General features: G+C 69.2%; 29 protein-coding genes and 2 pseudogenes. 13 read left to right on the plus strand and 18 right to left on the minus strand.

What is annotated here, in order from left to right; all coding sequences use genetic code 11:
- Positions 1-29 precede the first annotated feature (29 nt).
- Complete coding sequence (locus OG607_RS01280) at positions 30-161, plus strand: hypothetical protein (protein WP_405717584.1); 132 nt, start codon at positions 30-32, stop codon at positions 159-161.
- A gap of 272 nt (positions 162-433) precedes the next feature.
- Here the strand turns inward: OG607_RS01280 and OG607_RS01285 are convergent, their stop codons facing one another.
- Entirely contained in the window at positions 434-664 is a 231-nt protein-coding gene (locus OG607_RS01285; RefSeq protein ID WP_405717586.1) for a hypothetical protein, read from the minus strand.
- Positions 665-800: 136 nt separating this feature from the next.
- Here OG607_RS01285 and OG607_RS01290 point away from each other — a divergent pair, with 136 nt between their 5' ends.
- Entirely contained in the window at positions 801-1,007 is a 207-nt protein-coding gene (locus OG607_RS01290; protein WP_405717588.1) for a hypothetical protein, read from the plus strand.
- 321 nt (positions 1,008-1,328) lie between these two features.
- Here the strand turns inward: OG607_RS01290 and OG607_RS01295 are convergent, their stop codons facing one another.
- Complete coding sequence (locus OG607_RS01295; protein WP_405717591.1) at positions 1,329-2,717, minus strand: alpha/beta fold hydrolase; 1,389 nt, start codon at positions 2,715-2,717, stop codon at positions 1,329-1,331.
- A 171-nt stretch (positions 2,718-2,888) separates the two neighbouring features.
- On the opposite strand from OG607_RS01295, the gene OG607_RS01300 reads away from it, so the two are divergent.
- A complete protein-coding gene (locus OG607_RS01300; protein ID WP_405717593.1) occupies positions 2,889-3,305 on the plus strand; it encodes a DUF4259 domain-containing protein in 417 nt (138 codons plus the stop codon).
- A 177-nt stretch (positions 3,306-3,482) separates the two neighbouring features.
- Here OG607_RS01300 and OG607_RS01305 read toward each other — a convergent pair whose 3' ends face one another.
- Positions 3,483-4,106, minus strand: coding sequence for a LysE family translocator (locus OG607_RS01305; RefSeq protein WP_405717596.1), 624 nt, complete (start codon positions 4,104-4,106; stop codon positions 3,483-3,485).
- Between the two features lie 102 nt (positions 4,107-4,208).
- Here OG607_RS01305 and OG607_RS01310 point away from each other — a divergent pair, with 102 nt between their 5' ends.
- Together OG607_RS01310 and OG607_RS01315 are read left to right on the plus strand one after the other, a co-directional pair.
- Positions 4,209-5,138, plus strand: coding sequence for a LysR substrate-binding domain-containing protein (locus OG607_RS01310; protein WP_405717599.1), 930 nt, complete (start codon positions 4,209-4,211; stop codon positions 5,136-5,138).
- Positions 5,139-5,161: 23 nt separating this feature from the next.
- Positions 5,162-5,383 (plus strand): SUKH-3 domain-containing protein, encoded by a 222-nt coding sequence (locus OG607_RS01315; RefSeq protein WP_405736468.1) that lies wholly within the window; start codon positions 5,162-5,164, stop codon positions 5,381-5,383.
- A gap of 132 nt (positions 5,384-5,515) precedes the next feature.
- Here the strand turns inward: OG607_RS01315 and OG607_RS01320 are convergent.
- Positions 5,516-5,749, minus strand: a pseudogene (locus OG607_RS01320) (transposase); the annotation flags it as partial.
- A gap of 126 nt (positions 5,750-5,875) precedes the next feature.
- Here OG607_RS01320 and OG607_RS01325 point away from each other — a divergent pair.
- Positions 5,876-6,961, plus strand: coding sequence for a questin oxidase family protein (locus OG607_RS01325; protein ID WP_405717601.1), 1,086 nt, complete (start codon positions 5,876-5,878; stop codon positions 6,959-6,961).
- A 250-nt stretch (positions 6,962-7,211) separates the two neighbouring features.
- Here OG607_RS01325 and OG607_RS01330 read toward each other — a convergent pair whose 3' ends face one another.
- The 6 genes from OG607_RS01330 to OG607_RS01355 all read right to left on the minus strand — a co-directional run bounded on the left by OG607_RS01330 (position 7,212) and on the right by OG607_RS01355 (position 13,223).
- Positions 7,212-7,736: an AAA family ATPase gene (locus tag OG607_RS01330; protein ID WP_405717604.1), complete on the minus strand. Its 525-nt coding sequence runs from the start codon at positions 7,734-7,736 to the stop codon at positions 7,212-7,214.
- Between the two features lie 160 nt (positions 7,737-7,896).
- The gene (locus OG607_RS01335) at positions 7,897-8,286 is read right to left on the minus strand and encodes a hypothetical protein (protein WP_405717606.1); all 390 of its coding nucleotides are present in this window, start codon (positions 8,284-8,286) and stop codon (positions 7,897-7,899) included.
- 503 nt (positions 8,287-8,789) lie between these two features.
- The gene (locus tag OG607_RS01340) at positions 8,790-10,031 is read right to left on the minus strand and encodes an ABC transporter permease (RefSeq protein ID WP_405717609.1); all 1,242 of its coding nucleotides are present in this window, start codon (positions 10,029-10,031) and stop codon (positions 8,790-8,792) included.
- The gene (locus OG607_RS01345; RefSeq protein WP_405717612.1) at positions 10,028-10,777 is read right to left on the minus strand and encodes an ABC transporter ATP-binding protein; all 750 of its coding nucleotides are present in this window, start codon (positions 10,775-10,777) and stop codon (positions 10,028-10,030) included. The genes OG607_RS01340 and OG607_RS01345 overlap by 4 nt, the downstream gene beginning before the upstream one ends.
- A complete protein-coding gene (locus OG607_RS01350) occupies positions 10,774-12,261 on the minus strand; it encodes a peptidoglycan-binding protein (RefSeq protein ID WP_405717615.1) in 1,488 nt (495 codons plus the stop codon). Before OG607_RS01350 ends, OG607_RS01345 begins: the two co-directional genes overlap by 4 nt.
- On the minus strand, positions 12,258-13,223 hold the full coding sequence (locus OG607_RS01355; RefSeq protein ID WP_405717617.1) for a hypothetical protein: 966 nt from the start codon (positions 13,221-13,223) through the stop codon (positions 12,258-12,260). Before OG607_RS01355 ends, OG607_RS01350 begins: the two co-directional genes overlap by 4 nt.
- Positions 13,224-13,419: 196 nt before the next feature.
- Here OG607_RS01355 and OG607_RS01360 point away from each other — a divergent pair, with 196 nt between their 5' ends.
- From OG607_RS01360 to OG607_RS01370, 3 genes are read left to right on the plus strand one after another with little or no spacing between them, the layout of a single operon-like run.
- Positions 13,420-14,112: a response regulator gene (locus OG607_RS01360; protein WP_405717620.1), complete on the plus strand. Its 693-nt coding sequence runs from the start codon at positions 13,420-13,422 to the stop codon at positions 14,110-14,112.
- On the plus strand, positions 14,109-15,632 hold the full coding sequence (locus tag OG607_RS01365) for a sensor histidine kinase (RefSeq protein WP_405717623.1): 1,524 nt from the start codon (positions 14,109-14,111) through the stop codon (positions 15,630-15,632). The genes OG607_RS01360 and OG607_RS01365 overlap by 4 nt, the downstream gene beginning before the upstream one ends.
- Positions 15,629-16,192 carry a hypothetical protein gene (locus OG607_RS01370; RefSeq protein ID WP_405717625.1) on the plus strand — a complete coding sequence of 188 codons (564 nt, stop codon included), beginning with the start codon at positions 15,629-15,631 and terminating at the stop codon, positions 16,190-16,192. The genes OG607_RS01365 and OG607_RS01370 overlap by 4 nt, the downstream gene beginning before the upstream one ends.
- Positions 16,193-16,196: 4 nt before the next feature.
- Here the strand turns inward: OG607_RS01370 and OG607_RS01375 are convergent, their stop codons facing one another.
- Both OG607_RS01375 and OG607_RS01380 read right to left on the minus strand, forming a co-directional pair.
- Positions 16,197-16,667 (minus strand): hypothetical protein, encoded by a 471-nt coding sequence (locus OG607_RS01375; RefSeq protein ID WP_405717627.1) that lies wholly within the window; start codon positions 16,665-16,667, stop codon positions 16,197-16,199.
- A gap of 611 nt (positions 16,668-17,278) precedes the next feature.
- Positions 17,279-17,620 carry a hypothetical protein gene (locus OG607_RS01380; protein ID WP_405717630.1) on the minus strand — a complete coding sequence of 114 codons (342 nt, stop codon included), beginning with the start codon at positions 17,618-17,620 and terminating at the stop codon, positions 17,279-17,281.
- A 265-nt stretch (positions 17,621-17,885) separates the two neighbouring features.
- Between OG607_RS01380 and OG607_RS01385 the strand changes: the two genes are divergently transcribed.
- Positions 17,886-18,308 (plus strand): hypothetical protein, encoded by a 423-nt coding sequence (locus tag OG607_RS01385; RefSeq protein WP_405717632.1) that lies wholly within the window; start codon positions 17,886-17,888, stop codon positions 18,306-18,308.
- On the opposite strand, the gene OG607_RS01390 is transcribed toward OG607_RS01385, so the two are convergent.
- From OG607_RS01390 to OG607_RS01400, 3 genes are all read right to left on the minus strand, one after another.
- Positions 18,277-18,528, minus strand: coding sequence for a hypothetical protein (locus tag OG607_RS01390; protein ID WP_405717634.1), 252 nt, complete (start codon positions 18,526-18,528; stop codon positions 18,277-18,279). The genes OG607_RS01385 and OG607_RS01390 overlap by 32 nt on opposite strands.
- 9 nt (positions 18,529-18,537) lie before the next feature.
- Positions 18,538-18,837 carry a hypothetical protein gene (locus OG607_RS01395; RefSeq protein WP_405717636.1) on the minus strand — a complete coding sequence of 100 codons (300 nt, stop codon included), beginning with the start codon at positions 18,835-18,837 and terminating at the stop codon, positions 18,538-18,540.
- Positions 18,838-18,922: 85 nt separating this feature from the next.
- Positions 18,923-19,234, minus strand: a complete 312-nt coding sequence (locus OG607_RS01400; protein ID WP_405717639.1) for a hypothetical protein — start codon at positions 19,232-19,234, stop codon at positions 18,923-18,925.
- Positions 19,235-19,740: 506 nt separating this feature from the next.
- Here OG607_RS01400 and OG607_RS01405 point away from each other — a divergent pair.
- Positions 19,741-20,306, plus strand: a pseudogene (locus tag OG607_RS01405) (transposase); the annotation flags it as partial.
- Between the two features lie 29 nt (positions 20,307-20,335).
- On the opposite strand, the gene OG607_RS01410 reads toward OG607_RS01405, so the two are convergent.
- On the minus strand, positions 20,336-20,797 hold the full coding sequence (locus tag OG607_RS01410; protein WP_405717642.1) for a hypothetical protein: 462 nt from the start codon (positions 20,795-20,797) through the stop codon (positions 20,336-20,338).
- A gap of 143 nt (positions 20,798-20,940) precedes the next feature.
- Here OG607_RS01410 and OG607_RS01415 point away from each other — a divergent pair, with 143 nt between their 5' ends.
- On the plus strand, positions 20,941-21,375 hold the full coding sequence (locus tag OG607_RS01415) for a hypothetical protein (protein WP_405717645.1): 435 nt from the start codon (positions 20,941-20,943) through the stop codon (positions 21,373-21,375).
- Between the two features lie 438 nt (positions 21,376-21,813).
- Positions 21,814-23,517, plus strand: a complete 1,704-nt coding sequence (locus tag OG607_RS01420; protein ID WP_405717647.1) for a serine/threonine-protein kinase — start codon at positions 21,814-21,816, stop codon at positions 23,515-23,517.
- An 82-nt stretch (positions 23,518-23,599) separates the two neighbouring features.
- On the opposite strand, the gene OG607_RS01425 is transcribed toward OG607_RS01420, so the two are convergent.
- On the minus strand, positions 23,600-24,040 hold the full coding sequence (locus tag OG607_RS01425; RefSeq protein WP_405717649.1) for a hypothetical protein: 441 nt from the start codon (positions 24,038-24,040) through the stop codon (positions 23,600-23,602).
- A 316-nt stretch (positions 24,041-24,356) separates the two neighbouring features.
- Complete coding sequence (locus tag OG607_RS01430) at positions 24,357-25,049, minus strand: SDR family oxidoreductase (RefSeq protein WP_405717651.1); 693 nt, start codon at positions 25,047-25,049, stop codon at positions 24,357-24,359.
- Positions 25,050-25,361 lie beyond the last annotated feature (312 nt).

Below are 25,361 nucleotides of genomic sequence, written 5' to 3' on the forward strand. Positions count from 1 at the left end.
GCCAGGGGCGCGGGTGCACACCAATACGCGTGAACCCGATCGGCAACACCGGAACGGGCCGCCCGGTCCTGGAACGATCCGCGCTCCGCCCCGCTGACGCGGCGAAGCCGAACGTCTTCCGCGTCCGGGTCGTATGGCTCATGCCGGCGAGGCTGTCCTGACCTCCCACCGCATTCCGAGATCAAACCGGGCGAACGTGACTCTCCCCGGACCTTGCCCCGGCGGAGCCCCTGGGCGTTGGAAGGGGAATCCGCCGCGGGCGAGTACGAGCCCCGCTCACGAGCCGACGAGACCCTCCCGCGCGGCGCTTGCCTGGCTTCGTGGGGCCTGATTGAGGCCGCGTTGAGGCCGCAAGGACAGGAACAAACCGTGGTGCTGTGGTCGATGACCATGCTCATGAGCGGTCGCCTGGCCGGACGCCGCCCGGCCGGCTTCAGACGGCCGGCACCGCGAGCGCGATGAACACTCCCGGCCGCACCTGGAGTGCGCGCCCTCGCTCCACCAGGCGTTTCGCCTTCGATCGCAGTCCCTCGACCTTCGCCGGGATGGCCTCCAGTACCAGCACGACGGCCAGTTGCCGGCAGCGCATGCCCTCCCGGCCCGCTTCAGATTCCAGCACCGACAAGATCCGCTGGTAGTCCGGCGCGAGGGCTGTCGCCGCCATGCCCGTCTCCCGCCGGGGCACCGTCGAACCCGTCACCGCGCTTCCCGTCGGCTCCGTGACCATCGAAGGCGGACCGTCGTCTGAAGGGGCTGCGGACCAACGGCAACGTGTTGCACGGCGTAAGGTGGCCGGCGACGTGCACGCCGTCCTTGAGCACATCGAGCCCAAGGGCGACAGGCTGCCGAACTGGCTCGACCTGGATGTGCCCGACGACCGTTTCGTGGCCTCCACGCTGCTGCTGCAGTCCCGACATCCCGGCTCCGCGATCTACGGGGCTACCAGGGACATCAACCTCCAGACGAAGCTCGCCGCGGTCGGGCTGCCGTTCATCGAGGCCCCTTGATCGAGCCCGCACTTCACCGGTCATCGGGGAGTACTGGCGGATCTGGTGGTCCCGGTCTTGGACGACCGGGACCACCAGATCCGGGTGGACGACGGGATCAGCGCCGGGTCAGCGTTGCTGGATCCACCAGATGATCCACCCGGTCACGCTCGCGCCCAAGGCGCCGGCGCTGCCGCGGACGATGCCGTGGCCCGCCGTTCGGGCGAGGGCGCGCAGACGGCGGACTCCACCTCGCCGGTGCCTGTGGCGGCCCTGACGACGGCGCAAGGCTGACGTTCGGACCCTGGGCCCCCACGGTTCTCGGTCGAGGGCTCGGCTGTTCTAGGGAGCCGGGCTGATGTCGCCGTTGGTGTTCATGTCGAAGATGCCCTGGGTCTTGCCGTCGACCTTCAGGTGCTTGAGCCAGTGCTTCGAGAGGTTGTGCACGTTCTTGTGCTGCATCTCCCACACCACCGAATGCCCGGCGCAGTCCAGCTTGACCATCAGCTTGTGGTCGCCGGCGATGGCGTTGTAGAGCGCGGGGACCGAGAAGTTGAATTCCGGATCTTCGCTCGACGTGTTCACCTGCCTGTCGTGCTCCCCGTACGCGATGAGGACCGGCACGCTGCCGCCGAGGACGCCGCCCTGCGCCGCGGTGGTCTTGTTCCAGCCCCACCGGACGAAGTTTCTGATGCGATTGCGCCCTTCACCTTCCGGCCCCCACGTGCTGCCCACCGGATCGCTTTTCATGATCGCGTTCCACACCTTGTCGCGCATCTCTTCTTCGCGCTGGCCCTCGCAGTGCACCTCGTTGCTCCACCCGTTCCAGGTTCCGTCTTTCGTGCTCAGGAACGTCGGGAAGCCGGGCTGCGGCAGCGGGTCGGGGGCGTTCGACGTGCCCTCGGGCGGGAAGATCGGCGCCAGCAGGAACAGGCTCGACACCTTGCCCGGGTTCTTGACCGCGTACGGCCCCATCGTGAACGCGGCCGCGGACCAACCGATGAAGGCGACCTTCTTCACCCCGCGCTCGCGGATGATCCACTCCACGACGGTGTTCAGCTCGTCCCGGTCGCTGTTCGAGTTGGTCAGCTGGAACGGATAGTTCGGCGGGCCCGGCGTGAAACCTGGAGGTCTCGGCTTCAGAAGGTTCTGCTGGGCGGGGTTGACGTTGCGAGGGTCGTCCATCTTCGGCCGCGGCGACAGCCCCGAGCCCTGGAGGTCCATCATGAAGACGTCGTAACCGGCCTTCGCCAGCGCATCGGCCCAGCTGTACGACTTGAAATCGAGATCAAAGCCCGCGAGCACCGGAACGCTCCGGCCGTGGAGCATCAGGACGGCCGTGCGCTCGTCGAGGTGGCCGGGGGGCGTGCCGTCGCGCTCCCGCACGAAGAGTTCGACGTCCTCGCCCCTATTCGCGGGAACGGTGGACTTGTGGGGTACCCGGTGGTCTTCCACGGTGACGGGCATGAGGATCCGTTCTATGAGCTCGGCCGGGGCGTCGTTGCCCCGCCCAGACCACGCTCGATGCGCGGGACCGTCCGCGCCACAGCAGGGGGCCAGTCGTGTGACGTGCACTTTCTCCGTGTTGGCGGCGGCCTGCTCCTGCTCGTCGTCCTCCAACGGCGACAGCGCCACCCCGTCGGCGGTCAGCTCGCCCGCCAGCCCCGTCAGCCCGGCGTGCCGCTCAGCGACCACCCCCACGATCCGCCTCGGCGTGTTCTCCGCGTCCATCCGCCGCCCGTTGCGGGAGGTGAGCAGCGGCCTGGAGGCAAGCGCCGATGCAGCTGCTCTACGAACGCCAGACCGGCAGGCGAAGAGACCAGACCGGTAGGACGCGCCTCATTGTGTTAGCCGCTGTTAGTGATCAAGCCAGTTGAGACGATCTCTTACCAGGAGCCATGCATGGGAACGTGGGGAACCGGCCCGTTCGACAGCGACCTCGCCGCAGACTTCGTCGATGAACTTGAGGGACTCACCTGCCAGCAGGTCATGGACGTGCTCGACCGGGCATTCCAGCGAGTCACCAACTCGGGAGCACGCGTCGATGGTGGAGACGGCGCCGAAGCCGTTGCCGCCGGCGCTCTCGTCGCCAGCACCCTCCCGGACAGCCGCATCGTGATCGACCCCGATGGCGGCCCCAGAGAACCGCTGCCCGAACTACCGGCATCGCTCCGCGCGTCGGCCAGGCTCGCACTGAACCGGGTGCTCCAGGACGGATCAGAAATGGCGACCGGCTGGGTGGACAGCGCCGACGCCGACCAATGGCGCCAGGAAGTGCGACAGATCCTCCAGGCACTCGAAACGCCCACTGGTCACTAATCGTGACCGGTTCACGGAAAGCGAGCCAGAACCCCTGATACAACAGCACCTGCACATGAGATGGGGAGGCAAGTAGTAGTCGTGTGGGCGGGTCGAACTGTTCACGAGTCGTGACACCCCCCTCCAGGACAACCGGTGCGTCGCCTTCTGCCAGTCGGACCCATTGGGCCGCGCCTGTCAGACGCCACTTGCGACGGCCGCACCAAGTATCAGCAGCACCACCCCGGTGACCATGCTCAGCAGTCGGCGTACCGTCGGCCTGGACACCAGCGCGCGCCCCCTGCCGACGGCCCAGGTGAAGAGCAGGTACCAGCAGGCGTTGACCAGAGCCCACATCACCCCCAGGACGATGCTCGAGATCAGGACAGGCCCGTCGGCCGTGACGAACTGGGGCAACACCGAGACCGCGAATACCCCCGCCTTGGGATTGCCGAGGTTCGTACCGAGTCCCGTCGTGTAGGCGCTCCACCAGCCCATGAGCCCGTTCTCCGCGCTCACCAAGGACGGGGCAGCTTCTCTGCGGGCCGCCCGGAGCGTGGTGATGCCGAGCACGATCAGGACAAGCCCTCCCGCCACGCGCACGACCGCATAGGCCGCGGGATTGGCCAGGAGGACGGCTGACAGCCCCGCCGCGGCCGCAGTGGACCAGATCACCAGTCCGGTGGCGTTGCCTGCGATAGTCGCCCTCGCCAAGCGAGGACCGCCCTCCAGGGTCTGCCGGATCATGAGCGCTTGTCCCGCGCCGGGAAGCATTGCCAGCAACCACGTGGTGATCACGAAAACGGGCAGGTGGGTGGGCATGCCGATCAGCCTTTCCGCAGGTAGCGCCTTGCCCACCCAGACTGACGTGCCCGAATGTTTCACAGAAGCCCTAGGTCATCGGCTCAGTATTAAGATTATTGAATGCTGGATCCGGGACAGCTCCGCCTGCTCGCGCTGATCGAACGCCATGGCTCCCTCACAGGGGCCGCCCACGCCCTCGGGCTCAGCCCGGCAGCTGTGACCCAGCAGGTGACCCGGGCGGAGCGCCACTGGGGAGTCCCGCTGGTCCTGCGCGGACCACGCGGAGCCACACTCACCGCCGCCGGTGCCCTCCTCGCCCGACACGGACGCGTCATCGACCAGCAGCTGGACCAGGCAACCGCAGGGCTGGCCGCGCTGCTGGGCCATCTGTCGCTGCGCCTGAGAGTCGGAGCATTCCAAGCCGCCGCTCTCCACCTGCTCCCGCCGGCCCTGACGGCCCTGCGGCACCAGCATCCGGATGCCGACGTATCCGTGGAGGACCTGCTGTCCGAGCGGGGCATGGAGGAAATCGCAGCGGGCCGACTCGACTTGGCGGTCATCGCCTCCTGGGCCGCGCTCCCCGATCCGCGGCCCGAGGTCACCGTCCACCCGCTGCTGATCGACCCCATGGTCGTCGTCCTCCCCGACGACCACCCGCTGGCCGCCCGACACCCCCGGGACACCCCACTGCACCTGGAAGAACTCCGCGGTGAATCGTGGGTGACCATCCTGGCCGGTCACGCCGCCCGGGAGCAGTTCGACGGGGCCACGGCCGACGCCGGCTTCACCCCCAAGATCCGGTTCCAGACCGCCTCCTACGCCGTCGCGCAGGCCCTGGTCGGCACCGGCATTGGTGTCGCCCTGGTCTCCCGCCTGGCCCTGATCCACGCCCCCGGCACCACCCACCGGGAACTCGCCCACCCGCAACTCCACCGCCGACTCCACGCGGTCACCGCGACCGAAACCTCCCTCACCCCCTTGGTGGACATCTTCCTGACCCTTCTGCGCGACGTCGCCGAGGACATCGCCACCACGTGGACGGCCCTGTGAACGAAGGCCGGCTTGGACGGAAGGTGGACACAGCCCGCTGGCGATCCATGTTCGATGCAGTCGGCCTTGCCATGCACGACGCTGCGGAAGCCTTCCTGCAAGAGTTCGGCGGATTGACTGTGAACGTCAGCGGACCAGGGATCAGCTGTGCACGCACCCCGTTCGAGCTGGACCCCGAGCTGGCCCGGGGCGAAGATGACCGATTCGCGGCCGGTTCTTCCTGGTCATCGATGAGATGGGTGTGATCTATCTCGTCGAGGGTGGGTTGCCAGCTTCGGACCGATGCCTCAGGCCATGGAGAACTTGGTTCTCGGCGTGGCTCCTTGCCGGATCGATGAGGAGTACGAGCCGGCGGGACAGGCGTCCTGACGCGCCGGTCACCTGTAGAGCAGGACTCGTTTTCGGAGGAGTTGGAATCCGGCTCGGCCGAACATCTGCCGTTTGAGAATCTTGATCCGGTTGACGTGCCCTTCTACGACGCCTGAGTTCCAGGGCAGGGTGAGACCGGCGATGACAGCGTCGCGGTCTCGGTAGATACCGGCTGCGAGGCTGTGGAGGCCGGGCAGTGCGTCGTTGCGGACGGCGTCGAGCCACTCGGGCAGCTGCTGGCCTTCGCGCTCGGCTTCCTCGTACAAACCGCATGCTTACGCTGCGCAGGTTGTGGATCGACCCTACGTCTGCAGGCGTAAGTCTCACGCCTGTTACGTCCGGTCGTTGCGGTCGCTAGCGTCGGGGTCATGGACACCACCGGGGCCCTCGACGAAGCTCTCCAGCGACTGCATGATTACGGCCCTGAACGCGACGGTTGGTTGTCCAACCACGGTCCGATGGCGGTGGAGGCGTTGGTCCGCAACGGTCACGCGGCCACCGTGCACCGCTGGCTGGACCACTACCGCGACAAGCTGGAGAACCTGCCCCGCGCCACTGACCCGATCACCGAGGACGGATGGCAGGACGCGTTGGGCGATCCCCGCCGGATCGGCGACTGGACGGCGCACTTCGTTGGCCAGACCGCCAGCCGGCCGTGGCGCGAGGTGCTGGTGGAGTGGTGGCCACGCCTGCTGCCGGGCATCGCCGCCGGTGCCACCCACCCGGTGATCCGTGTCGGCCATGCCGTCCGCACCCTCCTGGACGACGACCACGGCAACGACGCGGGTGCCGGGTCGAGCGACCCGCGTACCGCAGAGCTCGCCCATGGCCTCGCCTACTGGGCGGCCCGCAGCCTGCCGACGCCCGGCGTCGCTGCGCCCGGCGGCACCGCCGGCCCGGGTAAGGCACTGGACGGCATCCCGTCGATCGCGGACCGGGACGGGGGCTTCCGTGACGGCCTCGCGCAGCTGACCGGAACGCCCGGCTGGACGGCGGCGACCGCCGCGCTCCGCCCGGCAGCGACGCCTGAGGAGTCCCGCGACGTGCTGGCCGAACTCGTCCGGGCAGCCGCGTACCGCTACGCCACACACGGCCACCTCAGCCCGGTCATGCTGGTGCACGCCGCCACCGCGCCCAACGCCGTGCTGCGCACCCTGCCGGCGCTGCCGCCCGCGCTGTGGGCACCGAGTCTGAACGCCGCCTGGACGGCGAGCGCCGCGGTGACCGCCCTGTACTCATCAGCCACCCCGGCGCCGGCGTCCGAACTACCGAAGGCCCCTGCCGGATCGGTGGCGGACGCCGCACAGGAAGTCTTCGCACGCGCGGCCGAGCACGGCGACGAGCACGTGGTGAAGTTCGCCGACACCGCGCTGGACGTAGCCGCCACCACCGGTAGCACCGGCGCGCTGGTGGCCGCAGTGCGGGCCTGCGAACTGATCGGCCCGGCTCTCTAGGTCAAGAGGGGAGGGCCTGTCCGGTGGGCGGAGGCTGGCGGCCGCGCAGCAGCCGGCTCTGGCGGTAGAGGGTGGCTGTGACGTTGGCCAGGGCCTCCAGTCTTTCCTGGAGGAGAGCTGCCTGGGATGGGGCTGGTCTGGTACTACGTCGAAAGCAACCCGGCCATGAGCCGGATGGGTCAACGTTCCTTGGAAGGTATCCGGGCGGACAAATCGCTCACGTGACTTGCACCAGAGGTGGGCTGGGTAGTCACGCGAGCGACGGCCACCGATCGGCGGCCCATGCGGGCCAGCCCTGCCATCCAGGAGGTGGACCGGCAATCTCATGCCCATCGAGTTCCGCCTCGCCGGGCTCCTCGAAGAGCGTCCTCCAGCGCACGAGATCCGCCTCGCTCATTGGGAAGGTCTGGTCCGGGGTGGTCGACTCGCGGTGGGCGATCCGAGCACGTTGGGTCTCAAAGTCCACCGGCACATATACGAGGCGACAGGTCTCGCCCACAGACTCCACCAACCAGCGGATCGCGGATCTCTCGTCGCGAGACCAGCACCCGAAATCCAGGATCACGTTGGTTCCAAGCTTCAGCGTTTCCAGAGCAAGCCAGAGCAGCCGGCCTTCCAGCACATCTCGCTTCCCGTTCGCCTCCGGCTCGCCGAACAGCGGAATCATCCACTCATCAGGTGTCAGCCGCAGCGCTCTGTGCTCCTTGGCCAACTGCCGGGCTCTCGTGGTCTTTCCGGCCCCTGGCAGGCCGACCGTCAGGAACAACGTGGTCACACCCACATCGTTCAGGGATTCCAGATGGGAGGACAACTGCTTTCTCTTCCGAGATCGCTGGGGCCGCGATGCGGCCCCAGCAACGCGGTGACGTCCAGCGGCGGCACTGCGCTGGTCCAAACGCCGCGGTGCTGGAGCACCGGCGGTGAAGCGCGGGTACTCACGCTGGGTCCGCTGAGCCTCGCTTGTCTTCAACGTGGACAACGTGAAGTTCAGTGCCGTCCCGGTGGCGCTTGGAACGTCCGAACAGCCCGACAGCGATCTCCGACTGATCCTGAGGCTCATCAGGGCCGACATAGGTAAGGACATCGTTGTGGTGCCCGGTGACGACCCATCCCTCGACATCCTTGAGGTCGATCACTCCAAAGTCTCCTGCTGAAGACCCGGCATGCGCCGGGCCGAACTCCTTCAGGATTTCGGTGGCCTGTTCAACCAGCTCTCCACCAGGAGCGGTTCGGACGACACAAGTGCCATGCTCGAACAGCACCCACGACTTGCGAGGGTCGGCGAGAAGCCGCTGCCAGAGGTCTATCAGTATCTCGGTGTCCATGGCGGTCATCATGCCGCAGAGCACTGACAGAGGGTGACGATCGACCGGCGCCAAGGCGAATACGCGACTCCTGGACATGCGGGCCTACCAGTCTCAGCCCCCTGCGAGCCCTATCCGGAACATCGCTGGGCCGAGACCGAGGGCCGCGTAACCATCCTCTGTCTACACCGGGAGATCACCGGACGCGGGTTGTTTGGGTGGCTGATGTCGGCGGCCCGGTCGCTGGTCGCGGCCCGCTGCCCGTTCGCTTCCTGGGCACCGGGATCGCGGCGGCGCCCCGAAGCGCGCCGGACAGTGCCACACCTTCTCACCACACACGCCGCCCCGCGCGCAGTCGCGCAACCAGCTCTCTCCGTCGCTGGCCGTCGTTCTTCGGAAGTCGGCCAGGTCGACCGGCGATTGAGTACAGGGCACGGCCGGAGGGCGGGTCCGCGGGGTGTTGCCCCGGTGACGCGGAGGGGGACCGCGCCACCGGGAATTTGTGTCGGCCGGTTGGCTCTGGGTTATGACGGTGCGCGGAGGGCGTCGACGGGTTCCATGCGGGCGGCGCGGAGCGAGGGGTAGAGGCCGGCGAGTAGTCCGACGAGGGCTCCGGCGACGGGTGCGCCGAGCGCCAGGCGCATGTCGAGTACCGGGGTCCACTCCTTGAGGACGGCGACGCACACCACGATGGCGATGCCGAGGGCTGCGCCGACGATGCCGCCGAGGAGTCCGATGGTGGTCGATTCGAGGAGGAATTGTCCGGCGATCTGGCGTCGTGAGGCGCCCAGGGCGCGGCGTAGTCCGATTTCGCCGGTGCGTTCCATGACGGTGACGAGGGTGACGTTGGCGATGCCGATGGCGCCGACGACGAGGGAGACGAGGCCGAGGACGAGGAAGAGGCCGTTGACGTCGTTCTGGATGCCGTTGCGGGTTTTGGTGAGGTCGGGGGGCGCGATGACGGTGAGGGCGTCCTGGTGTCCTGGGGCGAGGGCGATGGGGGCTTGGCGGGCCACCTGCTTGGCGGCGCCGAGTGCGGTGTTGATCAGGACGCGGGTGACGTTGGTGAGGCCGAGGCGGTCGGCTGCGGTGGTGGGCGGGAGGATGACGGCGGTGGACAGGCGTTGTTCGCGTGCTATGCCGCCGAGGATTCCGATGACGGTGTAGGACTGGCCCTGGAAGAAGATTGCCGGGGCGTCTTCGATGTGGCTGATGCCGAGGAGGCGGGCCGCTTGGTCGCCGAGGACGGCGACCTGGTCGCGGCGTGCGATGTTGCCGGTGTCGTAGAAGCGTCCTGTGGTCATGGTCCCGTGTACGGCGGTGGGCAGTGCGGCCGAGGCGGCGACGATGGCGAGGGTCTGGGCGGAGGCGTCCGTGGGCGAGACGATGTCGTTGGCACGAACCTGGATGCTGTTGGTGGTGGTGGAGTCGGCGAGGGCGGCTGCCGATTCCACTCCGGCGAGCCGCCGGACCGCGTCGGTCCCTGTCCAGGGCACGAGCGCGGGGTCGTTCGAGCCGGGTTCCGATGGAGGCACGACCACCGTGACCGAGGTGGCGGTGAGGGCGTCGAAACGGCCCACGATCTGGTTGCCCGCGGTGGTGGAGATCCCGATGGTGATGACGAGTGTGGTGATGCCCAGGATGGTGCCGAGGGTGGTGAGTGCGGACCGTACCGGGCGGGCCATGACGCCTGCGAGGGCCTCGGTCCACAGGTCCCTGGGGTCCATCCAGGGGCGTTCGATGCGTGTCCTGCGTGCGGTCCTCACCCGGCCGCCTCCTGGGTGAGGCGGCCGTCGGTGATGCGGACACGGTGGCCGGCGCGGGCGCTGACCGTCTCGTCGTGGGTGATGAGGACGAGGGTCATGCCGTCGTTGCAGAGGTCATCGAAGAGCTCCAGAACGGACAGGGTGTTCTCGCTGTCGAGGTTGCCGGTGGGTTCGTCGCACAGCAGCAGTGCCGGGTTGCTCATCAACGCCCGGGCGATGGCGACGCGTTGGCGCTCGCCCCCGGAGAGCCGGTCGGGGCGGAAGCCGGTGCGGTGCCCGAGCCCGACGCGTTCCAGGCACTCGCGGGCGCGGGCCTGGCGGGTGCTGCGCCCGCGGCCGGTGCGCGGCTTGCGGTAGGTCTCGGCGAGCATGACGTTCTCGTCCACCGTCCGGTAGGGCAGCAGGTGGAAGGACTGGAAGACGAAACCGATACGACTGCCGCGCAGAGCCGTACGTTCCAGGTCGGCGAGTTCGGTGGTCTCGGTGCCGTCGAGCCGGTAGGTGCCGGTGGTGGGCCGGTCGAGCAGGCCCAGGGTGTTCAGGAGCGTCGACTTCCCGGAGCCTGACGGTCCGACGATGGAGAGGTGTTCGCCGCGGCGGACGGTGAGGTTGACGCTGCGCAGCGCGTGCACCGGTGGCTCGGAGTCGAAGGTCCGCCGGACGTCGGCGAGTTCGATGACGGCGTCGGGGGCGCTGCCGTCCTCCGGGGCGGTCGGCCCGGAGACGGTGGTGGCGGTGGCGGTCACTGGCCGACCACCACCTGATCGCCCCGCTTGAGGCTGGCAGTGCCGTCGGTCGGCTTCACCTCGACCAGTCCGGCCGCCGAGAGGCCGACCTTGACGTGTATGTCGGTGAGTTTGCCGTCGCGCTGGACGCGGACCCGGGCCTGGCCGTCGGCGGAGGTACGGACCGCGGCGACCGGCACGGTCAGGACCTTGCCGTCCGACGCACCCACCTTGATCGTCACCTTCACCGACCCATCCGCCTCACCGGCCAGCTGGCTGGAGTCGGGTATGGAGATCCGCAGCTGGACCGGGGCCGAGGTGTCGGAGGTGCCCGGGGCATCGTTGGCGGAGGCGTCGCTTTCCGAGCCGCCCGTGCTTTCGGACGACCCCCCGGTGGACTCGCCGCCGGTGCCCGTCGCGGCGGGCGCCGCGGCGTCGGCGCCGATCGCGTCGACCTTGCCGTCCGCCTTCTTGTTGTCCGACGTCGTCACCTCGACGGCCATGCCGGTACGCAGCAGTTGGGCGTCGGTGCCGGGTACGACGGCCTGTACGACCAGTTCGGAGCTGGTGACGGTGCCGATCTGGCCGGTCGGGACGTCGCCGGTCTTGACGCTCACCTTGTCCAGCCGCACGGGCAGCTTCGGGAAGAAGACGACCTCGCCCGCAGGGACCTTCGTACCGTACGAGGACTGGAAGGTGGCCAGCGCGGCGTTCGCCATGTTCAGGGACTTCTTCGCGGATTCGAGCTGGAGCTGGTGGACCTGCGCGTCGGTGCTGGACTGCGGGTTCGGCGTGGCGGAGCTGCTCGCGCCGCCCGTCTGCGATCCGCCGGTGTCGCCGCCCGCGGACGTGGACGTCTCGGCGGTCGTGGTGAGCAGCGACTGCTGGGCGGAGGAGACCGCCTGCTGCAGCTGACCCAGTTGCTGCTGCTCGTCCGAACTGGGCTGCTGGGCCTGGTAGCCCTTGTGGGTGTACCAGTTGGTGACGGCCGTCGCGGTGCCCTTGCCGAAGGTGCCGGTGGTCCCTCCGGGGTCGAAACCGAGGCGTCGCAAGGCCTTCTGGAGCTGCTTCACATCGTCTCCGGTCTCGCCGGGGATCATGGCGCGGTACATCGGTACGGCACCCTGGAGGGCAAGTACCGGGCGGCCGTTGACCGCCATCAGTACGTCGCCCTCCTTGATCTTGGTTCCGGCGACCGGCGCCTTGGTGACGCGCTGCTCGACGCCCTCGCCGGCCGCGCCCGCCGCCGTACCGGTGCCGACGGAACCGGCCAGTGACAGCGGCTTCGGGGAGCCGAACTCCACCGAGCCCGTCGCCACCACCGTCGCCGTCAGCGACTGCCGCTCGACGCCGACCGTCACAGGACCGGCCTTGGGCGCGGTGTGTGCGGCGGCGGCATCGGCTGGGGAGTGCACCTGTGTGCCGGCGAACCAGCCACCCGCACCGACCAGGACCACGACCCCGACCAGGGCGCCCAGTTGCTTTCGGCTGCTGAGTCGGCTCATGCGCTGTCGCCCCAGTACGGGTGGGCCTTGAGCTTGGGGAAGTACGCGGCGCGGAACTTCTTGCCGCACTCCAGGTCCTTCAGGGAGATCTGGATGTCCTTGGTGAGCAGCGGCAGCGCGGCCTCCTTGGTCCAGTTGTGCTGCTCCGGCAGCTTCTCGGAGAGGTCGAGCCGCACCATGTCGACCATGCCGGTCGGCTGGGTGCTGGTGACCTGAATGCCTCCGGCGCGCAGGCAGTTGGCGTACGACTGGGCGAGCTGCACCAGTTGGACGTCTCCGTTGAGCACCAGCCCGTTGTCCTTGTTCGTCTGGACCCTGGCGTTCCACGCCTTCTTCTCGGCCTCCTGGCTCAACGCGGGTCCGTACGCCGCGGCCCTTCCCACGGCGGTGCAGCCGCCTTCCTTCTCCTCGGCCTTGGTCTTGGCCGGGGGGCCGTTCAGCGCGAGGTCGTATGCCTTCAGCTGGGCGGCGGTGAACCCCTTCTCGTCGTCGTCGGTGGGGGTGAGCGTTTTTCCTCGCATCCTTCCGCCTGCGCTGCCGCCGGGGGCCTCCGGGTCGCTGGGGTAGACGGCGGCCGCGTAGGTGCCGAATCCGTACTTCTGCCGGTACTTCTTCGCCAGGGCGTAGTCCGCCCCGTCGAGCGCGTTTACTGCGTCGGGGGTACCCGTCCCCACGTGCGGCGTGTAGCTGAAGCCCTGCTTCTTCATGCAGGCCGCGATGCCGTTCTCCATGATGTACAGCTTCTTGGTCTCGTCGTTCGTGCCGTCCGGGATGTTGAGCTGCACCGCCCCGTCGGCGTTCTTCGTGCTGCTGTTCGCCGCGTTCGCACCGCCGGTCGTCGCGGAAGTGGAGGCGTCCGAGCCGGACTTGCCGCTCGAACCGCCGCAGGCGGCAAGTACCGGCAGCAGGCCGACCGCCAGGGCCGTGGCCACGGATATACGAATATTCTTAGTCATGCTCATGCCATTCCTCGGCGGCGACGGGACCGGGAGACCGACGCTGTCGCACTGCGTTCGGTCATGGGGATGAGCCTGGGCCGGGGGTGTGACCGGAGCTGGCCCTGAGTGTGATGAAACGGCAACAGCCGGTCGGCCCGCGAGTATGTGATCATCCGGTAACAGGCTCCGACCGGCCCAGCGTCGTACGGATACTGAGCACATGCCACGTGTCCTGCTCATCGAAGACGACCCTGCAGTCCGCGAAGGCGTCCAGCTCGCCCTGCGCCGCCAGGGACACGACGTCGCCTCCGCGGGGACCGGCGAGGACGGGCTCGAACAGCTGCGGTCGTTCCGGCCGGACGTCGTGGTGCTCGATCTGATGCTGCCCGGCATGTCGGGCCTTGAGGTGTGCTGCCGGATACGCGCGGCCGAGAACCAGGTGCCGATCATCATGGCGACCGCCCGCGGCGACGACATCGACATCGTGGTCGGCCTGGAAGCGGGAGCCGACGACTACGTTGTCAAACCCGTGCAGGCCCGGGTGCTCGAAGCCCGCATCCGGGCCGTCCTGCGGCGCGTCGGCTCCACACCCGCCGACGGCGCCGCGCCGAAGGTCGAGAACCATGGCGAACTGGCCATCGACCGGGCAGGACTGACCGTCTCCCGGCAGGGCGTGCCGGTCGCGCTCGCCCCGTCCGAACTCCGGCTGCTGCTCACCCTGTCCGCCTCCCCCGGCCAGGTGTTCAGCCGGCAGCAACTGCTCGAAGCGGTCTGGGAACACAGCTACCACGGCGACTCACGGCTGGTGGACGCCTGCGTCAAGCGGCTGCGCACCAAGATGGGCGAACCCCCGGGGCAGCCGCGCTACATCCAGACCGTGCGCGGTTTCGGCTACCAGTTCAAGCCCCGGTGAAGGCGCCCCCGCCGCTGCGCGGCCTGCGGGGCCGGCTGGTGATCGCCTTCTCGCTGGTCGCCGCCGTCGCAGCCCTCACCACCGGCGCGCTGACCTTCCGGGAGGCGCGCACCGGGGTGCTCCAGCAGAGCCAGGACAACGTGATCGGGCAGTTCCGCGATCACGTCAACACCCTCTCCGCCACGCTCACCTTTCCGCTGACCCAGGACGCCCTCGACGGGTTCGCCTTCCGTGTCGCCCGCTCCGAACCATCGGGCGACTGGCGGGTGCTGGCCACCTACGGCCGCCTGACCTCCACCTCCCGGACGGTGGACCCGTTCCCCGAGCTGACGCCCGCCATGCGCAAGGCGGTACACGACCGTCCGGCCACCGTCTTCCAGCGGGTGACCACCCAGGGCCGTCCCTCGCTGGTCGTCGGACTGCCGGTCACCTACGGCACCTCACAGGACCGCACCTCCGAACTGTCCGGCCTGGCCGTATTTCTGACGGTTCCTCAGACCAGCGAGGCGGCGTACGTCCAAGCCCTGGTCCCGGCCGTCGAACGGGCCACCGTGCCCGCGCTGGTCCTGGCCGTACTGCTCGCCCTGCTGGCCGCCCGCGGAGTGCTCCGGCCGGTACGCGAACTGCGCCGCGCCACCCGCAGCATCGCCGAGGGCCACCTCGACACCCGGCTGGCCGTCAACGGCTCCGACGAACTCGCCGACCTGTCGCACACCTTCAACGAGACCGCGGCGGCCCTGGAGGAGTCCGTGGCCGAGCTGCGCCGCATGGAGGCGCGTGCCCGCCGCTTCGCCGCCGACGTGTCGCATGAGCTGCGCACCCCGCTGGCCGCGATGTCGGCGGTCACCGACATCCTCGACGAGGACGCGGCCCACCTCGACCCGGACACCGCCACCGCCGTACGGCTCATCAGCGAGGAGACCGTCAAGCTGGCCCGCCTGGTGGACGACCTGATGGAGATCTCCCGCTTCGACGCGGGCGCCGTCGTCCTGCACCTGGACGAGATCGACCTCGCCGAATCGATCCGCCGCACGCTCACCGCCCGCGCCTGGCTGGAGAAGGTGGAGACCCATCTGCCGGGCCCCGGCGAACTGCGCTGCCAGGTCGACCCGCGCCGCCTCGACGTGGTCGTGGCCAATCTGGTCGGCAACGCCATCCGCCACGGCGGTTTCCCGGTACGGCTCCAGCTGTACGCATGGCAGGACCCGGACGCGCAATGGTGGGCGGTCATCGAGGTGCAGGACAGCGGGCCCGGCATCCCGGAGAGCGTCCTGCCGCATGTTTTCGAGCGGTTCTACAAGTCGGACACCGCCCGCACCCGCACCGCGGGCAGCGGCCTCGGACTCGCCATCACCGCGGAGAACGTCCAACTGCACGGCGGCACCGTCCGCGTGGCCAACAACCCGCACGGCGGCGCCGTCTTCACCGTCGAACTTCCGCTCCAGCCGGACGGGGCGCAGCCCGGCGGGTCACAGCCCGGCGGGTCACAGCCCGAACCGCCGAAGGAGAGCCGGCCATGAGGCACGCCCCCGGACAGGCCCCGGGCCGTCTCAGGACCGCGCTGCTGGTCCCCGCCGCGCTGCTGCTCTCCGGCTGCGGCATCCCCTCCACCGGTGTGGTGGAGTCGGGGGAACCCGCCACCGGTGCCCAGTCGCCCGCCCTGGTCTACTTCGTCAGGGACGGCGCGCTGGTCCCGGTCCCCCGTACCAGCGCAAAGCGGTTCGACCTCAGCACGGCCATGGCGCTCCTGCTCAAGGGCCCGGACCCCGTGGAGCGGAAAGAGGGCCTGAGCACCCTGATACCGCCGATGAAGGCCGACCCGAAGGTCGGGGTCGAAGGCGCCAAGGTGTCGGTCGTGTTCTACCCCGGTTCACGGCCGCTGAAGGGCGCCGGTCTCCAGCAACTGATCTGCACGGTTGCCCATGCCCGCCAGGTCGAGGACCCGGGCATCGGACTGGTGAGCGTGACCGTGACGGGCTCCCTGGGGGGCTCCGGCACCTGGCGCGCCGAGGGATCCACCAAGACCTGCGCCGTCGCGTCCAGCCCCGCCGACGCGGCCCTCCAGGCGCAGCGCCCCTGAAGCCTCAGAGCGGGGACGCGGTCGGTCCACGGGTTCTGGGCGAGCTGCGGGATGCCGAGGTTGTGCTGGATCGGCGGGTCGTGGCTTTGGCGGAGCTGGCGGAAGCCCTGGCGGCGCCGGAGGCGGAGACCGAGGTGCCGCCGCAGCCCGTGCTGGTTCCGGACGTGGTGAAGGTCCCGGTGGCCGGGGCGGTGGTGCCGCACTGGCGGGAGGGCCTGACGATCAGGGACGCATGCGGCCTGAACACGAAGTCGAGGGCGAGCAGCGCGACCTGCCTCCGCTTCTCGATCTCTTCGATCGACAGCCCGAGGACGGTGGCGAGCCGTGCCGTGTCCGGGGCGGCGCCGTCGTCCAGGAGCTCGCGCTCGATACGGTCCGCGTCCGAGTGCCGGCCCTCACCGAACAGCAACTCCGCCTGCCGCTCCGTCACCACCGCACCGGCGGCGAGCCCGAGCGCGGGCAGGGCCCGCCCCATTCCTCCTGGGCGGCCCTGAGCGGCTTGCGGGCCGGACGACGGCCGTCGCCCACCGCCACACCCCGCAGGTAATAACGCCAGGCATTCCCTGGCTGCACCTTCGCAGCGCCGGCCGCGACTTCCGTTCCCGTCCGGCGGGCACCGTCTCTGCCCAGCCAGCTGTGTGGCAGGGTCCCATGGGACGAGGTCGGCAGTTCGCCCCACAAGATTAGGGGCTAGCAGATCCGCGAGGAGGAAGGCCAGGGACGTCGCCGGGCCCGCCCGCAGGTCGAAGTGGTGAAGCGCGCCCAGGGCCCAGTTCGGCATAGAGGTACGCGGGCCAGTCGGCGAGGGCGACTCTGTAGGCGACGCCCAGGAAAAGGTCCACGCCGGACCACCGGTCCTCGGTGTCACGGGCGGCGGAGCCGGTGAGTGCGGCGCACTGATCTGGGGGCGCGGCAGGCGCGGTGGGTCAACTCTCGGTATGCGACGGCGATGTTCGAGGTGAACACCCATGGGAGGTTACCGAGCAGTCGGGTTCGATGCGCGGAGGGCGGGGCTCGCGCCCCGCCCTCCGCACGGTCCTGGCTCGCAGGCTCAGCTGGTCGTCAGGACCGCCAAGTCGCCTTGGCCTAGTAGTACATGAACGTCGGGATGAGGCCGCCGCCGCTGGCGTTCGCCTGCGTGACGAGGCCGCCGGCGCCGACATTCCTGCTGTTCGCGACACGTACGACGTCGTATACCGACCCGTAATTGCCCATCCAGTGCCACGTCTTGCGGGGGGCCTTCACGGACTTACATCCCTTGTACAGCTCGATCCCCTGCTTCGCCGTGAGCACTGCGTCAGCAGCCGGCGCCTTGCACGCGGCAGACGCCTTCGGCGCGGGGGCGTGTGCGGCCGATGCGGGCCCCGCCAGGCCGATCAGCAGAGCGGTGGGAGCGGCCGCGAGAGCGAGGGTACGAAGCGAGTTCATGGTTGACCTCCATGAGAAGGTTACGGTGTGCGATGAATCGAACACTCGACGCAACCCTAGGTTGGCCCCCTCCGTGCCTGCCATCCATCGCCGACCATCCGGGTGATGGACGGGTGCGGTACCGGGCGGCGCAGCATGTACCCACCTCATCACCGTAAGTACGGAGAATTCCGATGCTGCCCCGTGCCGCCGGACACGCCCCGTCGTTCTCCTGCTGCCGCTGCTCGGGCTGACGACGGCTTCCGCCACCGCTTCAGTGCATGCCATGCCGGTCGGTGCCGGCCCCCAATCGCACTACACCGTGCAGGCGCAGCCGGCGCCTGGGGCGTACCACTGCCGGTGCGAGCACAAGGAACCGCTGCCGGATCCGGTGTGTACGCCCGGGGCGCTCAATCCGAAGGTCACCCTGGCGACCATCGGCTCCACGATCTGTCGCACAGGCGGCTATACCTCCGGGATCCGGCCGTCGTCGTACGTCACCGGCAAGGAGAAGGCCGCCAACGCCAAGTCCTACGGTTACACCGGCAACATGCGCGACGGCGAGTACGACCACCTGATCAGTCTCCGCCGTGCGGGTCGCGGCCTGCTGGAACAGGTCCCGGGTGGGCGCCCGGCCTATCTCGTCTGCGCGCAAGGAGCCCGTTCCGTACGTCTGGCTACCGGGGCGGCTGGATCATCCGCACGGTGATCCGCTTGTCGTCTTCGTCGATGTCGAGGAGGGCCAGTCCGCGGCCGTCAGCGAAGTCGAGGATCCGGGCGTACTCGGATTCCTCGGGAAGGCAGGGCAGCGCCTGGGGGTCCGCCGCGGCAACGATGAGCGTTTCTTCGAGGGAGCGTTGCACCCAGGGCTGGAGCTGCCGGTAGACGTCGGCGACGCCTTCAGCAGCAAAGTCGATCTGGTGGGGCATCCGATCAGACTACGGGCGCAGGGAAGGGGCGAAGGCCCGAACCTCGTCATCGGACAGCGTCGAAGGCTGTGCGGCACGTCCGGCGTGTTCGTCACCGATACGCCGGGCCATCGCGATCATGGCGGGGTTGGCGAGGGCACGGGCGCGCAGGTCCCAGGCCGCGAGTGTCCTGCCGATGAGGTGCAGGGGGGTGCGTTCGATCTCGGCCTGGAACGCATCGCGGTGTGCTTCCGGAAGGGCAGCGCGGACCATGCGGATGGTCGGCTCGGGGCGTGCTGGCTGGCCGGCTTCGGCGGGCTGCGCGCTCATAGGTCCTCCGGTGAATTCACGGGCCGTGATTTAGAGGGTAGCTGCTCTGGTATCGCAGTGATATCACCTTGGCTGTTTCGCCTCGTCAGGTAGGGCCTGACGCCTCGGATGGGCCGCTGTGTGAGGCGACGATGCCGGGTGTGCTGTCGGCCCAGTCGCCGGCAAGCGCTTCGCGGCGGCGTGGGAAGTCGTCCAGGAGCAGGTAGAGCTTGGCCACGGCGTACGCGGGGCCGATGTTGCCGCGTTCGGCGAGCACCATGGCGAGTTCCTCGGCTGCCGCTGCCTGGCCCTGCTCTTCGAGGATGTGCTGCCAGGCGGCGTAGACGCGGAATTCCGGCAGGTACCGGCGCAGCGTCGCGGGCTGACGGCCCCTCCCCCACGTCCGGTGAAGCCGCACTGCGTGAGGAACTCCGACAGCTGGTCGCCGTTGGGATCGGTGCCGAACGACCGGACGCACTCCGCCCAGGCCCGGAAGTACCGGTCGACGGACGTGAGGGGCGCCCCAGCTGGCCGCGGGGCAGTTGCTCCGGGAGCGGCTATGGCCAAGTCCTCGGCCTCATCCTGTTCCTCCGCGCTCGCTGGCCCAGCGTCGAATCCGCGCTGCACGGACACGGTGACACGCCGGGGCTCGGACTCGGGCTCGGGCTCGGGAGTGCTCGGCACCGAGTTCTGGCATGGTTGCGCGCAGCTTCGCTGTCGTCACCTACGCGGGCCCGGACGGCCCCGGCACGGAAGCCGGCGCCGGTAGCCACGGCCGCGACCCTCGGCTGCACGTACGGCCGGGGAACCGGTGCGGGCACGGTGCCGACGCCAGCGGGTCCATCGTCCACGACCTGGTCCGCTTCGACAGAGGCCTCGCCGACGGTGCCGTGCCGCGGCAGGGCCGGCGCCCGGTCGACCCCGATGTGGGACCGGCTCGAGCCGTTGATGCCGGCCGATCCGGTTCGCCACGAAGTGCTGGACTCCTTCAAGACCGCCCACAAACGTCCGACCAGGTGGGCCGTCGATGGCACGTGGGAAAGGATCCTCGCTGCGGTCGAGCCGCAGCCGACGCTGGTGACGACGCGGGCTGGACCGTGTCGGTGGACTCCACCGTCTGCCGGGCTCACCAGCACGCCGCCGGAGCCAGGAAAAGGGGGCACCCGGTCGGTACGAACCCGACGATCATGCACTCGGCCGCTCCCGCGGCGGCCTGAGCACGAAGGTGAACCTGGTCGGTGACAGCAGGGCACGGCCCCTTGCCCTCCACGTCACCGCGAGCCAGGCGGGTAACCCGACTTGAGGCCGTCCTCGCGGACCGCGCCTACTCCTCCCGCGCGATCCGTCAGCATCTCCGCCGCCGAGGCATTCGGGCCGTCATCCCGCAGCCAGCCGACCAGATCGAACACCGCCGGCTTCGCGGCCGCGCCGGAGGTCGCCCGCCAGGTTTCGATGCCGAGGCATACCTGCAGCGCAACGCCGTCGAACGACGCGACGCCGACCCAAGGAGAGCCGGCAATCAGTCGCAGAAGAACTGCTCAAGATCCTCGATGGACCCTGGCCCGGTCAGGAAACTCTCTGCCTGGGCGATCTCATTCTCTGGTGGCCATCTGCGCTCTCGGAGCTGTGTCATCCATATCTCGCCCTGCTCGCCGATCGCATAGATCCCGGACAGCAGTTCGGCCATGCCCGCAGGGTGCGTCGGGCTGTGCCCGACGACGGGCTGGAGTTCCCACTCGCCTGCCCGAGCGGCCAGCCGGAGCACTCCGGCCCAGTTGGCGATCCGCCCGATACGTACATGCCACGAGTCCTCGGTGAACGGCGCCAGTCGGCCGCCATGCAGGGCGTTGGTAGCAGCCCCGATGTCCGCAATCACCTGCCGTTCCACCGCATCACGCACCCAGCGCCCCTCCTGCGCTTCCTCGATGGCGGCGGACCACCACTCCCATGCGCCCTCCAGCCGGGCCGTGAACGTATCCATGCCGACAGGCTTCCATGTGCGCCACCGTCATCCCTCAGAGGGAAGCCGATCAACCCGAGAACCAACTGATCAAAGAGACACCCCCGCGGCACCGCTATTCGGCACCGCTTGTTCCCAGTCCGCGGTATCGGCAAGATCGCACGATGAGTGCAAGCGTGAGCCGTAGCTCAGCCTGGGGACGATCGCTGTGTGAACGTCAGCCGGACCCGGTGGAGTGGGCGGGACGTGTGGTCGGGGCTGCCGCACTGACCATGGGGCGGCCGCCGGAGATCGAGGCGGTCTTGGCGCTCGCCGAGCAGCCGGACCAGTGGCCGCAGGCACGGTTGGTCTTCGACCGGCTCCGCCGGCGGAGCCTGGAGGAGGACAAGCCCCTCACCTCGGAGGAGGAACTGTTCTTCCGGCTTGCGGAACTTGTGGCGAAGCTCGCGCACAACTCCTCGGGGCAGCGGCCGCCCTTCGATCATGACTCGGGATGGCGGGTTGGGCCATTGGCCTACCGCTTGGCTGTGGAGATGGCGGGCTCGTCCCTATGTGATCGCTTGGCGGTTGCCCTGGGTGGCTGGCCGGACGAGGAATGAACCTCCGGGACGCGATCCTTCAGGTGTTTGGGCAGGCTGGCGGTGCTTCGTTGGCGCTCGCGTGGTGGGCGTGGGGTTGGTTGCGAAGGCCGCTAGGTGCTGATCGGTGAGCTGGGGGCGAGGCTGTTGCTGCGGTCGCGTCGTTCGCGGTCCCCGGGCCAGGCACTGCCTCTTGGCTTGTTCTTCATCTTCCGGCCTCGAACGGCGTCTCGAGCTGGGTCGCTCACCTGGGAGTTCGCCGGTGTGGTTCCGTACGGGGTCGGTCCTGGGGCGGCGCAGCCACCGCGGGCCGGCTTCTGTTCGACCCGGTAATGTCGCCGAAGCGCAGAGCGAGCTGACGCACACGGGGAGAGCGGGGCACGGATGCACGTCCTGGAGCCGGGGGATCCGCGGCGGATGGGGGACTTCACGCTGATCGGCAGGCTAGGTGCCGGCGCTATGGGCCAGGTCTTCCTGGGACGTTCCGCGGGTGGGCGGGCCGCGGCGGTGAAGGTGGTCAAGGCGGCGCTGGCCGAAGTGCCTGAGTTCCGGGCCAGGTTCCGCCAGGAGGTCGCCGCGCTGCACCGGGTGGGCGGTGAGTGGACGGCGCCGGTGCTGGGGGCCGACACCGAGGCCGCGGTGCCCTGGGTGGCCACCGAGTACGTGCCTGGACCTTCACTGCACGAGGTCGTCGAGTCGGGCTACGGGCCGCTGCCCGAGGCGACACTGCATTCCCTGGCCGGGCGGCTCGCCCGTGCGCTGTGCGCCATCCACGGCGCGGGCCTGGTGCACCGCGACCTCAAACCGGCGAACATCCTGCTGACCGTCGACGGCCCGCGCATTATCGATTTCGGCATCGCGCGGGCGCTCGACACCGTGGCGGGCAGCCTGCGTACCTCCACCGGGGTCGTGCTCGGCTCGCCCGGTTTCATGTCGCCGGAACAGGTGCGCGGACAGCGGGTGACGCCTGCCGCGGACATGTTCAGCCTCGGCTGCGTGCTGGTGTATGCGGCGACGGGGCGGCTGCCGTTCGGCTCCGCCGAGCTGGGGCTGCACACGGTGATGTTCCGTATCGCCGAGGAGGAGCCGGACCTCACCGGGGTGCCGCAGACGCTGACCGGTCTGGTTACCGCCTGCCTCGCCAAGGACCCGCAGCGGCGGCCCACAGCCGAGCAGCTCGCCGTCCACACCGGCACCGACACGGACGGCCCTTGGCTGCCCGCAGAGCTGCTGGCTGAACTCGGCCGGCTCGCCGCCCGGATGCTCACCGCGGAGACACCGCCGCAGGGCTCGCCGGCGCCGACGCGGTCCAAGCGGCGGTGGCGGCCAGTCCTCGCCGCAGTGGTGGCGCTCGCCGCGGTGGCCACCGGTACGGCGCTGGCGCTGCGTGACGGCGGTGAGAAGGACCCCGCGGCGGGCGGCGCACCCTCGGCGACCGCGTCGGCCTCGGAATCGGCGTCGCCGAGCGCCGATCCGGGCATCCCGGACGAGTTCGTCGGCGCCTGGGAAGGCGTACTCGAGGGCAATTCCGAGCTGCCGAAACGGGTACTGCGGCTGGAAATCTCACCGGGCGGGCCGGGCGACAAGGTCGCCGCGTACATCGACACCGACGGCGATCTGCAGTGCACAGGGCGCAGCAAGCTGGTCTCCGCCGATGCCGACACACTGGTCGTCGGCACGGGCCAGGTGACCGCGGGGGTGCCGCAGGGACGCTGCACGCCGCTCTCCCAGCAGACCCTCAAGGTGCGGTCGCAGGACGTGCTGGTGTGGAAGTCCGGCGGCCTGACGGCCGACTTCTACCGGTCGGCCGGCGGACGGGACGCGGTGCCGGACGAGTACGTCGGCACCTGGGTGCCGGCCAACAAGGCCTATCGGGAGAAGGAGTTGGTCCGGATCACCCAGGGCCCGGTCGGTGGCCGCCTGGTGCGGATGTCGGTCACGGCGGCCATGGATGACGGCACGGAGCAGTACTGCGACAGCACCTTCGTCATCGGCGCTGTGTACCCGGTGCTGGCGCTCAGTCCGGCGACATACACCGCGGAGTCTGGCAAGGGCTGCCGCCAGCCCGACTCGTTCTTCTTCACTGCCGCCCGCGACGGCCATCTGCTGCTGTTCAGCATGAACGCGGACGCAGAACCGTCAGAGTACGTGCGGAAGTCCTGACCGCCGCCCCCAGACGGCCGCGAGCTCCTCGCTGCTCCTGTCGTCGTGCACCTGCGCCTTCACAACAGCGATCGGTTCCGCGCTATGCGGGGCGAAGAACGGGATCGATCTCTGCCAGGATCTCGTGCAGCTGACGGGCCCCCAGGGCAACACGATCGTCGGCGTCCCGCGATATCTCCTCGCAAAGCCGTAGCGCCTCGTCCAGGTCGTCGGAAAACATGCTGAACACATCGACGATTGCGGTGTGGATCCAATCCCCGTGATTCGAGTCGGCGACTGCCAGTGCGGAGGCGACGATCGTCAGTCCGACCCTGTCCTTTCGCCGAAGCAAACCCTCAGCAGTCCGCCGGGTGACGAACGTGTCACCTGCATCGAGCACAAGCGCCAGCAGCGGCTCGAGGGCCTCCTGCATCTCGGCGAACCCTGCCAGGCCGTGACCGGCATCCGCCCGGTCACGCCAGTCACGGCTTCGCCCGAGTTCGGCCAGCGCCACGACAGCAGCACGCCGCAGGTCACTGTCCACTCACTCGCCCGCCCCTCCCACGATTCCGGTCAAAGTACCATCGAGGCGCCCTGGCGGATGATCGCCAGGACAGGCCCTAGGAGCTGTCCGGCCGATCATGATCATCACCTCGGAACACGTCCAGGAGCAGCTGTCGCGTGCCATGATCAGCGCATCAGCGAGTACTCCTGGCCTTAGTAGCCGTTGTTCAATCGAGCTTGGTGATCGTGAGTTCGAGTCTGACGACTCGGTCGGGTGATCCTCTGGTCGGCTGGGCATGGAAGTGGGGCCTCCCGCACAACTCGGGTGCCAGGTTGGGACGCTTCTAACAGCCTGCTCAGCCGAGCTGCCCGGTCGGCCGCATGGTGATGTGGTTGATGTCCACGCCCGCAGGCTGGTTGAGGGCGAAGACGATCGTGTTCGCGATCTGCTCGGCGGTCAGCGCCGTCTCGGGGCTGCCGCCGCGCTCGTCCCAGAACGGGGTGTCCACCACGCCGGGAGCGACGACGGTCACGCCGACCCCGTCCTGGCCGACCAGCAGCCGTGTGTTCTCGGCCAGCGCGTGCACGGCCCATTTGGTGACCGAGTACAGGTTGCCGGGCGTGTGGCGCACTCCCGCGACCGAACCCATCAGCACGATCCGGCCCTTGGACTCCCTGAGCTGCGGCAGGGTCTCCCGCACCAGCAGCACCGGGCCCAGGACGTTGGTGAGGACCATGGCCCGCATGTCCTCGGGGGCGTGGCTCTCCAGATTCCCGGGCAGCGAGAACCCGGCGTTGGCAATGACGTTGTCCAGCCGGCCCCAGGTGTCCACCACGCGGCGCACGGCGGCGGCGACGTCGTGCTCGTCGCTGGTGTCCCCGGTGATCGTCAGCAGCCGCTCGCCCGCTCCGGCCGTGGCGGCGAAGGCGGCCAGCTTGTCCGCGTCCCGTCCGGTGACAGCCACCCGGTGACCCTCCTTGAGCAGGGCTCGGGCGGTGGCGGCACCAATGCCGGTCGAGCCCCCGGTGATCAGCGTGACGGGTCCCATCGGACGGCCTCCTCGGCGATGCGGTCGGGGCACGGCCTTACCGACTGTCCCCAAAACGCCTGCACTATAGCCCGACTCCACCACCCAGGCCTGCTCCACCGCCCCCAGTGCCACCTCCCACGGGTACGCCGCCCGATCGCTTTCCTTCGGCGCCTTCGGCACGAACTCGCCTTCCCCGTACAGCACGCCCCGCGCAGCGTCTCGACGCTTCTCTCAAACTGCGGATGCGCCGCCAGCGCGGAGTTGACGCTCGACAGCATCACGAGCGGCATCCGCCTGCCTATCGCCTCGGCGGCGAACGCCGCCGGCCAC

It is taken from the genome of Streptomyces sp. NBC_01537, from assembly GCF_045040445.1.
In the GTDB taxonomy this organism is placed as follows: Bacteria; Actinomycetota; Actinomycetes; order Streptomycetales; family Streptomycetaceae; genus Actinacidiphila.